Here is a 9,581-nt window from a genome sequence, read left to right on the forward strand (position 1 = left end):
GGTAAGGGGTAGCTGGTGTTGTTAGATAACACCAGCTAAGTATAATTATTTAGTTGTAACAACGCCATTTTGCGTGCCAGTCAGCACAACGTCTGCCCCGCGAGCCGCGAATAAACCGTTTGTTACTACGCCAACGATAGCGTTAATAGCGATTTCGAGTGCTTTTGGATCTTTGATTTGCATGTGGTAAACATCAATAATAATATTACCGTTATCCGTCACCACACCTTCACGGTAAACTGGATCACCGCCAAGTTTCAGTAATTCACGTGCCACATAAGAACGGGCCATCGGAATAACTTCAACCGGTAATGGGAACTCACCTAATACATCAACATTCTTAGTATCATCAATAATACACACGAATTTTTTAGCCACCGCTGAAACAATCTTTTCACGTGTTAGCGCTGCGCCACCACCTTTAATCATGTTGTTGCCGCCATCAATTTCATCTGCGCCATCCACATAGATATCAAGTTGCGCTACGCTGTTTAAATCAAATACTTCAATACCCAGTGCTTCTAAACGCTGAGTTGATGCGATTGAACTTGAAACGGCACCTTGAATGTCTTCACGGATGGTACCGAGTGCATCAATAAAATGGTTAACGGTTGAACCGGTACCTACACCAACGATGCTATCTTTTTCAACATATTCTAATGCTGCCCAGCCTGCTGCTTTTTTTAATTCATCTTGAGTCATGTTATATCCATTTATATTGATTGCGGTGTTGCGTGCTCGTATTTTATTACCTTTTGATTATACCCAAATCGTTAACCAAACAGCAATGTTCTTGATGGCGTGATTATTTCTTTGATAGGCATATCCCAAGGGGCGATGGGTAAATTGTCATGTTGCTGGCAATCGTGTGCTAAACCAAGCACGTAGGGCGGTTGTTGAGCTCCGCGTACAAATTGGTGTTGAGAGAAAGTGCGATCGTAATAACCACCGCCCATGCCCAAACGGTTACCCGCTAAATCAAACGCCACTAGCGGACTACACACTAGGTCTAAGTCGAGATAGGGGATCACTTGGCTGACATTGAGCTTGGGTTCGCTAATACCGTATTTATTTTTGACGAGTGGCGTTGTGGGAGTAAGGCGAGTAAATAATAATTGCTTGTGACTAAACGGATGTAAAATAGGAATGTAGACTTGCTTGCCTTGCTGCCAGCACCAATCGATGACCGCTTGGGTATCGAGTTCGCCATCATTATGTAGATAGAGGGCAATATACTGCGCGGAGTGAATATGGGGGTGCTGCTTAAACTGGGCAACAAGATCATGGCCTGCTTGTCGCTGCTGCAGGTTTGACAGTTGCTGGCGACGTTGGCGTATTTGTTGTCTTATTGCGGTTCGGGTTGTTGCTAGTTGTGGTTGTAAATCAGACATAAACAAGATTCCATACTCGTTAAGATCGGTACTGAATTTATGTTAACACAAGAAGTGGGCCCCAGGGTGCGGCTACAAGGTATAGTCCTGAACCCGAAGGCTCAGGTCGGCTATCCAAGCTGTTACCGCAGGCTTCTCAAAACGAGTTGAGCATGCACAATAGTAACAGGAATGGGTGCCTAAAATGTGATTATCGGCTCAGGGACATAACCCGCACACCAATCACCCCAGGGTTATTTGGTTATACTGCAGATGGTTCTTTATCAATTTTATTATTGACCAACGCGCGTTCAATGCTTTCTTGTAACAATTGAATACGATCATCTACGGTATTTGTATATTCTGTTGTTTTGTGTCGTTCTTTACGAAGATCATGACAAAAATTTAATGCCGCCATTACAGCTAAATGCTCTAAATTTTTGATATTGGTCTTCGCTTGTATCTCTTCTAACTTTTTATTGAGTACAGCAGCTGTTTGATGAAGTTCATCGACTTCTTCACTTGGACTACCGACTTTAAAGTGGCGACCCAATATTGCAATATCAACCGCAGTTGTACTCATGGCTATACTCTAAGTTATCTGGCTCAAGGGCTATATCAAGCACCTCGGCTGATACGTCTGAACTGACTATATCTCGCAATAGTGAGCATTGCAAGGGGTTATCTAATTGAAATTTTGAGTTACGGATCGAGATTAATCAAGTTGCCCATAAATCCAACAGCTTAGTATGGTATTTAGCGTATCGGCATGGCTTTATTGGCATGAAACACTGGGGTTTATAGGCATAAAATAGACGTCAAGGTTAACTATTTTACTCTAATTTACCAACGAATTTGACCGCTATCACACTCTGCGTAGCGGTCGTTGCTCATCTTAGTTGCCAGTCGTATTTGTCGCTAAAACTGGCGTTGGTAAGCTGCCGTCTAATTGCGGTGCAGCGTCTGATTGTTTTGCCGCACGTTGATTTTTTGCTTCCACTTTTGCCAGCCACAATAGCGGTAGAATAATAAAGGCAGTACCTATGGCCATGCCGATATCTGGGATCTCATCAAACCAAATAAGACCGACGACGACCGCACCGATTAAGCCACTGTATTCGGCGCTGGCAATTTTGCTTGCTTCGCCAGAACGGTAGGCCATGACACAAAAACCCGCATAGATAAGGATAAATAAGGTGGAACCTGCCGCCGTTAGCAAAGGCGCAAAGTCCCACGGTTTACCTTCCCATACTGTTAAAGCCAGTGATGCCGGTATACCGACTAAATTGGTTAATAGCAGGGTTTGAAACACAGTCTGGTGTTTTGGCAGTTTACGGATCAATAGATTATTCGCTGCGAGGGTAAACGCCACCACCAGTGCCGCGATTGCAGCCCAATCAATTTCGGTTGGACGGATGACAATTAATACGCCAATGAAACCTAATACGCCGGCACTTATCGAATGTACGGTGAGCTTTTCTTGGAACCACAGCATCGCCATTGGCAACATGATTAATGGTGCCGCGTAAAAGATGGCATTTGCTGTTGCCAGTGGCATTGAATTGAGCGAGTAAACCATGAAGATCGCGCCAAGTAGCCAAATATGACCACGTACAGCATGCCATTTCAGCCCATCAACTAAGCTTTTTCTGTTACTTGTTAAACAAAATGGGATAAGGAACAGTACCGCTGTCAGCTGTCGGAAAAACACAAATTGATAAACCGCAGTATCTTCCGATAAGGTCTTAATTAAGGAATCAGAAAAAACAGCAATAACGTTACCAACGATTAGCAAGGTCATTGCTAAACCGACAGTCATTTTAGGCATGGTGTGCTCCTAGGCATAAACAGTAACAGCCACAAGGCTGTGAGGTGGACATGGAAAAAGTGTGATGTGGGTAGCATATTTCAAAAGTAGGGATGAAGTATAATGATAAATATATTTCTAGTATGAGCTGAGCTAATAGTGAGACTACCCCCGTTACGCGCCTTGCAATGTTTTGAGGCGGTTGCCCGTTTTAACAGCTTTTCTAGAGCTGCCGATCAACTGAATGTGACCCAAAGTGCAGTCAGTCATCAGGTCCGCTTGTTAGAAGAGTATCTGGGTGAATCCATGTTTAACCGTCAAGGCCGCACCTTGTCGCTCACCGATATGGGCGAGCGCTATTATGAAGAGGTCAGTCAGTCCTTGGCGAATATCTCGACTGCAAGTCAGCAGATCCGCGAAGGCAAGTCGGGCAAGATCCGTTTAGCCCTATATAGTTCCTTAGCGGTGAAATGGTTGATCCCGCGCTTGGATAATTTACGCCAGCAATACCCTGAAATTGACCTGTCATTAAATATGGTGGCGGATGAACCGGATTGTAGCGACCAAGTGGCAGATTGTTTTATTACCGTCAATCCTCCGAAACGTAATTTTGTCAGCCAGTATCTCTATGCTGAGCGCCTGTATCCGGTGTGCGGTAAAAAATTGTGGCAGCAGCTGCAAGATAAACCGTTGCCGGATGCGTTGTGGCAACACCCGCTATTGTCGGTGCAGTCGGTGTATCCCGACAGTGCGTTAGGTGAAGATTGGATCCGTTGGTGTGAGTTAGGGGGCTTTACGCTACCGCAGCACGCCAAGATGAATTATTTTAGTCATATGCTGATGGCGGCAGAAGCGGCGCGTTATGAACAGGGCATTACCTTGGTAAATCATTATTTGATGAATGACCAAGACCGCCAACATAACTTTGTGCGTATCCCGATGCACGAGATCTTAACCGGTGATAACTTTTATTTTGTGTATAAAAAATCCCGAGCTAAGCAAACGGATATCGTCAAACTTGGCCGTTGGTTAAAGCAGCAATGTTACGATCAAGAACTCCATGGTCATGAACAAGCGCAACAAGGACTCGATAAAGCGCCCAGCAACGCCGGTTAGTTAACGATTAAGGTCTGTGCAAAATACGTGGCTATGGTCTTGATCTGGGTGAAATGCTAATATGGCGGCTATAACTCTAAATACATTAATCTATTGGTAAGGTCCACACATGGATAAAGTTAAACTTCCTCTTTTTGCTGACGTAAGTGCGCAGTTACAACAAAGTGATTTATTAGTCAATCCTGCCGATGTGCACGGTGTGATCTGTGGTCTATTATGTGGTGGCGTTAAGCTAGATAGCAAAGCATGGTTAACGCCGTTTGATGAGTTAATCAACGAAGGTCTGGGTATTCCAGATTCACTGCAACCACTATTAGCCGACGTTTATAGCAGTAGTGAAGCCGCTTTAAAAGACATGACACTCGGGTTTGAATTGTTGCTGCCAGACATGGACCAACCGTTAGAATTACGTATGGAAGCATTGGCCGAATGGGTACAAGGTTTCCTTGGTGGTTTTGGTATGGTGCACTCAGTGACAACCAAAGCCAGCGATGACGTGAAAGAACTGATTGCTGATTTTGCCAGTATTGCGCAAATGGACGTTGATACCGACGACGACAGTAACGAAGCCGAAGAAGCTTTTTACGAGATCGTTGAATACGTGCGTATGGGGGCGACTTATTGCTTTAATGAATTAAGTGATGGTGAGACGAACTTAACGCCAGTACTGCACTAATTTATTTACCAAGATTACGGTTAGCCCTTGATTTTAATTAACATCAGGGCTGATATTAATGCCATTATTTTGCTAAAAGATGATTTATCGCAAGCGTAATATAAGCCGAGATCGTTATGCTTATATTACGCGTATTCGCATGTTAGTCGCCGTTGGCTGTTGTTATAGTGTCATCGTTTTTTAATTTCAATAACTTGTTAGGATCGAAATGTCAGTGGTTGAATATGATATTGCAATTGTGGGTGCCGGCATGGTTGGTGCGACACTTGCGCACGCCGTAAGCCAGATACAACACCAAGATGGTCGTCAATTATCGATAGCGCTAATTGATGCTAATCCGCCAACCACCAGTAATCATCCTGGCTTTGATGCGCGGGTGATTGCATTATCTTATGGCTCGCAACAGATCTTAACTCAGTTCAAGCTGTGGGATAAGATCGCGCCAACAGCCACCGCGATCAAGCACATTCATGTATCCGATCGTGGTCATTGGGGGTTTACCCGTCTTGATCACAGCGAATATAACTTGCCTGCATTGGGGCAAGTGATTGAACTGCAAACCGCGGGACATATTTTCCAACAAGATATTGCCGAGATTAACAACATTACTTGGTATTGCCCTAATCAGTTAGTCAGCTTAGATCGTCAAATTGAGCATACCGACCTTACCCTTGATGATGGCCAGCAACTGCGCTGCAAATTATTAGTGGGCGCGGATGGTAATAATTCAATGGTACGTCAATTAACGCATGTGCCAATTGAAGTGACGGATTTTGAGCAAACCGCGATCATCGCTAACGTCAATACCAGTAAAAGCCATGAAGGCAAAGCCTATGAACGTTTTACTGATACCGGTCCGTTAGCTCTGCTGCCAATGTCAGAACAACGCAGTTCGTTAGTCTGGTCAGTGCGCAGCGATGAAGTTGATGAGATCATGGCATTAACTGATGGCGAATTTTTAACACGTTTACAACAGCGTTTTGGTTATCGTTTAGGTAAGTTTACCCACACGGGTCAACGTTTCTCCTATCCGTTGTTATTAACCGAAGCGTTAGAGCCAACGCAACATCGTAGTGTTGTGATTGGTAATGCTGCCCATGCATTACACCCGATTGCGGGTCAAGGTTATAACCTGGGTTTGCGTGATGTCGCGGTACTACATCATCAAATTGAACAAGCATTTTTAAGCGAACAAGACGTCGGCGCGCAAATGGTCACGAAAGGTTATTGGCATAAGCGCCAAGGCGATCATCAAACAACGATTTGGATGACGACCTCATTAGCGACCTTGTTTGCCAATAATTATGCTCCGCTGGTGGCGGGCCGTAATTTAGCCCTCCATACCATGGGCTACAAACCAGAATATAAGCGCGCATTAGCACGTCAAGCACTTGGCGCGTTCAAGTTATTTTAAGCTATTTAACTGTTTAAAACATTAAAAGTAGAATTAGGATCTGATATGCAATCTTATGATATTGCGGTTGTTGGCGGTGGCATGGTTGGTCTTGCTTTTGCTGCCGCATTGAAGGAAACCACCCTTAAGATCGTGGTTATCGAAGGTCATGAACTTGATCGCGAATTAGGTGAATCACCGGAATTACGCGTCAGCGCGTTGAGCCGTGCCAGTCAAAATATATTACAAAATTTAGACGCGTGGAGCGGCATTGAAAGCCGCCGCCAGCAAGCGTACAACGCGATGCAAGTTTGGGATCGTAATGGCTTCGGCCAGATTGATTTTGACGGCGATGGTCTAATGACAGATACCTTAGGTCATTTAGTTGAAAACAAAGTGATCCAATTAGCGCTGTTAGAGCAAATTGAAAAAGCCAGTAATATTACCTTATTAACCGGTACTCGTATTCGTAAACTAAGTCGTAGCGCTGATGCGGCTTGGTTAACGCTAGAAGATCAAGAACCTGTGTATGCTAAGTTGATAGTGGGTGCTGACGGTGCTAACTCATGGACGCGTACGCAAGTGAAGATCCCACTGACCACGTGGGATTATAATCACCATGCTATTGTGGCTAACATTCGCACCGCCGATCCGCATCAAGCTTGTGCACGTCAGATCTTTAATCCAGAAGGGCCCTTAGCGTTTTTACCGTTATGGCAACCGGATCTGTGTTCTATCGTGTGGTCATTACCACCCGAGCGTGCGACTGAACTGTTGGCGATGGACGAAAGCGAGTTCAACAAACAGTTGACCGTGGCCTTTGATGGTCGTTTAGGGCTGTGCAGTGTGGAAGGTCAGCGTCAGGCATTCCCATTAAAGATGCGTTATGCGCGTAGCTTTGCTAGCGATCGTGTCGCCTTGATTGGCGATGCCGCGCATACCATTCATCCTTTAGCAGGGCAGGGTGTGAACCTTGGTTTGTTAGATGCGGCGAGTTTGGCGCAATGTGTGTTAGAAAATCATCTGGCGAATAAAGATATCGGCAGCCATGCGCACTTGCGTAAATTCGAGCGCTGGCGTAAAGCCGAAGCGGCGATGATGATCTCAAGCATGGAAGGCTTAAAGCGGTTATTTAGTGGCGGTCATCCGGCCAAGCGTATTTTCCGTGATATTGGCCTGAGCTTGTCGAATAAATTACCGGGATTAAAGCAAAGCTTTATTAAACGGGCGATGGGTTTAGAGGGTGAGTTACCCGAGCTGGCAAAATTAGACAGTACTCGTTAAGCTGATCACAGTTAATTGTTAAATAGAGTCATTAATCAGTCACCCCCACGACGCTATAAGTGAGAATAACTAATGTAAACACCCTGTTTGCATTAGTTATCATAATGCCTGATGCTGTTATTGTTAACATCTCAATAGTGCAATAATGGTTAATATAGTCAATATTTGGTAAAACTAACTGCCTGACTTCGTTTTTTTGTGATCTACAACGTCATTACCCCGCTGAAATAACTTTTTTAACTTTGAAAATGTTAGCCTTGCGCGCATTATTATTTTGTTAACCATTAGATTTTCTATTCTTAAAATAATTTTTAACGAATGCTATCTAAGGGTATAATCGAATTATTGTCATGTAATAGGCTTTACATACAACTCTTTATATATAAATAAGAAAGCAATTTTACTTGATCCCAAGTCTTGATTAATAACTGTCAATTAAAGGAATTATAGAATGGCTCAACAAACAGTACTGTTCCCGAAGCACGTAGAAGCAGGGGCAAAAATGGTGGACTTCCATGGTTGGGATATGCCAATCAATTATGGTTCTCAGATTGCTGAACATAATGCTGTACGCGAAGATGCGGGTATGTTCGATGTGTCACACATGACCATCGTTGATATCAAAGGCGCTGACGCTAAGTCGTTCTTACGTTATTTACTTGCCAATGATGTGGCAAAATTAACGGTTTCTGGTAAAGCCCTTTATACCGGAATGTTACAACAAGATGGTGGGGTGATTGATGACCTTATCGTTTACTTCTTCAATGATGAATACTACCGCCTGGTAGTAAATTCAGCGACGCGTATTAAAGATTTAGCCTGGATCAACCAACAAGCTGCAGATTTCTCTGTCGTTGTTACTGAATTACCTGAACTCGCCATGATTGCAGTACAGGGCCCGAAAGCCAAAGAAAAAGCCGCTACTGTATTCACCGCCGAGCAAAACGCCGCGGTTGAAGGCATGAAGCCATTCTTTGGTGTGCAAGCAGGCAATCTATTTATTGCGACAACGGGTTATACCGGTGAAGCAGGTTATGAGATAGTCGTACCACAAGATCAAGCTTGCGAGTTATGGCAGCAACTTGTGGACGCAGGCGTGCAACCAGCAGGTTTAGGCGCACGTGATACGTTACGTCTAGAAGCGGGCATGAACCTTTATGGTTTAGATATGGATGAAACGGTATCACCGCTAGCCGCTAATATGGGCTGGACGATTGCTTGGGAACCACAAGAACGTGACTTTATTGGTCGCGCAGCACTGACCGCTCAAAAAGCCGAAGGTACTGACAAGCTTGTTGGTTTAGTACTCGAAGCTAAAGGTATTTTACGTACTGGTCAAAAAGTGGTATTTACTAACGCGGCAGGCGAAGCATGTGAAGGTATTATCACCAGTGGCAGCTTCTCACCAACGTTAGGTTTTAGTGTTGCATTTGCACGTGTGCCAGCATCAATCGGTGACACAGCAGAAGTTGAAATGCGTAAAAAGTTAGTGCCAGTGGCAGTCACTAAACCCGCGTTCGTTCGTAATGGTAAAAAACTAGTTTAGTGCTAAGTTTGATTTAACTGAAAATTGTATGACGTAAGCTGAGTTGCATGCAGGCTATTGATAGGCTTAAAGGCTAGCAATAATTCGACTGTTCAGAAATCGCAATTCAGGGTCTACAGCGTTACCAAATAAAAACATAATCATTTAAGTAAAAGACAAAAGGAATTTCAACAATGAGCAATATCCCAGCTGAACTAAAATATGCAACTTCACACGAATGGGTTCGCGTTGACAGCGACGGTATCGCTACAGTTGGTATCAGTGAACATGCCCAAGGCCTTTTAGGTGATATGGTATTTGTTGAATTACCTGACGTTGATGATTCAATCAGCGCTGGTGATGATGTTGCTGTTGCAGAATCAGTAAAAGCAGCTTCAGACATTTACGCA

Annotated in this window: 9 protein-coding genes, 1 other RNA gene and 1 pseudogene; 6 read left to right on the top strand and 5 right to left on the bottom strand. The window is 44.1% G+C overall.

Annotated features, from left to right (window positions below; all coding sequences use genetic code 11):
• Nucleotides 1-45 precede the first annotated feature (45 nt).
• From rpiA to QNK26_RS17315, 5 genes are all read right to left on the bottom strand, one after another.
• A complete protein-coding gene (gene rpiA / locus QNK26_RS17295) occupies nucleotides 46-702 on the bottom strand; it encodes a ribose-5-phosphate isomerase RpiA (protein ID WP_319225251.1) in 657 nt (218 codons plus the stop codon).
• A gap of 71 nt (nucleotides 703-773) precedes the next feature.
• Complete coding sequence (locus QNK26_RS17300; RefSeq protein ID WP_319225252.1) at nucleotides 774-1,391, bottom strand: 5-formyltetrahydrofolate cyclo-ligase; 618 nt, start codon at nucleotides 1,389-1,391, stop codon at nucleotides 774-776.
• 54 nt (nucleotides 1,392-1,445) lie between these two features.
• Nucleotides 1,446-1,628: non-coding RNA, 6S RNA (gene ssrS / locus QNK26_RS17305), on the bottom strand.
• 4 nt (nucleotides 1,629-1,632) lie between these two features.
• Nucleotides 1,633-1,953: a cell division protein ZapA gene (gene zapA, locus QNK26_RS17310; RefSeq protein WP_319225253.1), complete on the bottom strand. Its 321-nt coding sequence runs from the start codon at nucleotides 1,951-1,953 to the stop codon at nucleotides 1,633-1,635.
• Nucleotides 1,954-2,265: 312 nt separating this feature from the next.
• Nucleotides 2,266-3,198, bottom strand: a complete 933-nt coding sequence (locus QNK26_RS17315) for a DMT family transporter (RefSeq protein ID WP_319225255.1) — start codon at nucleotides 3,196-3,198, stop codon at nucleotides 2,266-2,268.
• 138 nt (nucleotides 3,199-3,336) lie between these two features.
• On the opposite strand from QNK26_RS17315, the gene QNK26_RS17320 reads away from it, so the two are divergent.
• From QNK26_RS17320 to QNK26_RS17345, 6 genes and pseudogenes are all read left to right on the top strand, one after another.
• A complete protein-coding gene (locus tag QNK26_RS17320) occupies nucleotides 3,337-4,293 on the top strand; it encodes a LysR substrate-binding domain-containing protein (protein ID WP_319225257.1) in 957 nt (318 codons plus the stop codon).
• 109 nt (nucleotides 4,294-4,402) lie between these two features.
• Nucleotides 4,403-4,969: a UPF0149 family protein gene (locus QNK26_RS17325; protein WP_319225258.1), complete on the top strand. Its 567-nt coding sequence runs from the start codon at nucleotides 4,403-4,405 to the stop codon at nucleotides 4,967-4,969.
• Between the two features lie 208 nt (nucleotides 4,970-5,177).
• The gene (gene ubiH, locus QNK26_RS17330; protein ID WP_319225260.1) at nucleotides 5,178-6,383 is read left to right on the top strand and encodes a 2-octaprenyl-6-methoxyphenyl hydroxylase; all 1,206 of its coding nucleotides are present in this window, start codon (nucleotides 5,178-5,180) and stop codon (nucleotides 6,381-6,383) included.
• Between the two features lie 45 nt (nucleotides 6,384-6,428).
• The gene (locus QNK26_RS17335) at nucleotides 6,429-7,646 is read left to right on the top strand and encodes an FAD-dependent 2-octaprenylphenol hydroxylase (protein ID WP_319225262.1); all 1,218 of its coding nucleotides are present in this window, start codon (nucleotides 6,429-6,431) and stop codon (nucleotides 7,644-7,646) included.
• Between the two features lie 451 nt (nucleotides 7,647-8,097).
• Complete coding sequence (gene gcvT / locus QNK26_RS17340) at nucleotides 8,098-9,192, top strand: glycine cleavage system aminomethyltransferase GcvT (protein ID WP_319225264.1); 1,095 nt, start codon at nucleotides 8,098-8,100, stop codon at nucleotides 9,190-9,192.
• 173 nt (nucleotides 9,193-9,365) lie between these two features.
• A pseudogene (locus tag QNK26_RS17345) lies at nucleotides 9,366-9,581 on the top strand (glycine cleavage system protein H); the annotation flags it as partial.

It is taken from the genome of Moritella sp. (genome assembly GCF_033791185.1).
In the GTDB taxonomy this organism is placed as follows: domain Bacteria; phylum Pseudomonadota; class Gammaproteobacteria; order Enterobacterales; family Moritellaceae; genus Moritella.

What these genes read in the sequence shown, in the direction of transcription:
- rpiA (WP_319225251.1), bottom strand. Translation starts at nt 702, where the DNA reads ATGACTCAAGATGAATTAAAAAAAGCAGCAGGCTGGGCAGCATTAGAA.
- QNK26_RS17335 (WP_319225262.1), top strand. Translation starts at nt 6,429, where the DNA reads ATGCAATCTTATGATATTGCGGTTGTTGGCGGTGGCATGGTTGGTCTT.
- zapA (WP_319225253.1), bottom strand. Translation starts at nt 1,953, where the DNA reads ATGAGTACAACTGCGGTTGATATTGCAATATTGGGTCGCCACTTTAAA.
- QNK26_RS17315 (WP_319225255.1), bottom strand. Translation starts at nt 3,198, where the DNA reads ATGCCTAAAATGACTGTCGGTTTAGCAATGACCTTGCTAATCGTTGGT.
- ubiH (WP_319225260.1), top strand. Translation starts at nt 5,178, where the DNA reads ATGTCAGTGGTTGAATATGATATTGCAATTGTGGGTGCCGGCATGGTT.
- QNK26_RS17325 (WP_319225258.1), top strand. Translation starts at nt 4,403, where the DNA reads ATGGATAAAGTTAAACTTCCTCTTTTTGCTGACGTAAGTGCGCAGTTA.
- gcvT (WP_319225264.1), top strand. Translation starts at nt 8,098, where the DNA reads ATGGCTCAACAAACAGTACTGTTCCCGAAGCACGTAGAAGCAGGGGCA.
- QNK26_RS17300 (WP_319225252.1), bottom strand. Translation starts at nt 1,391, where the DNA reads ATGTCTGATTTACAACCACAACTAGCAACAACCCGAACCGCAATAAGA.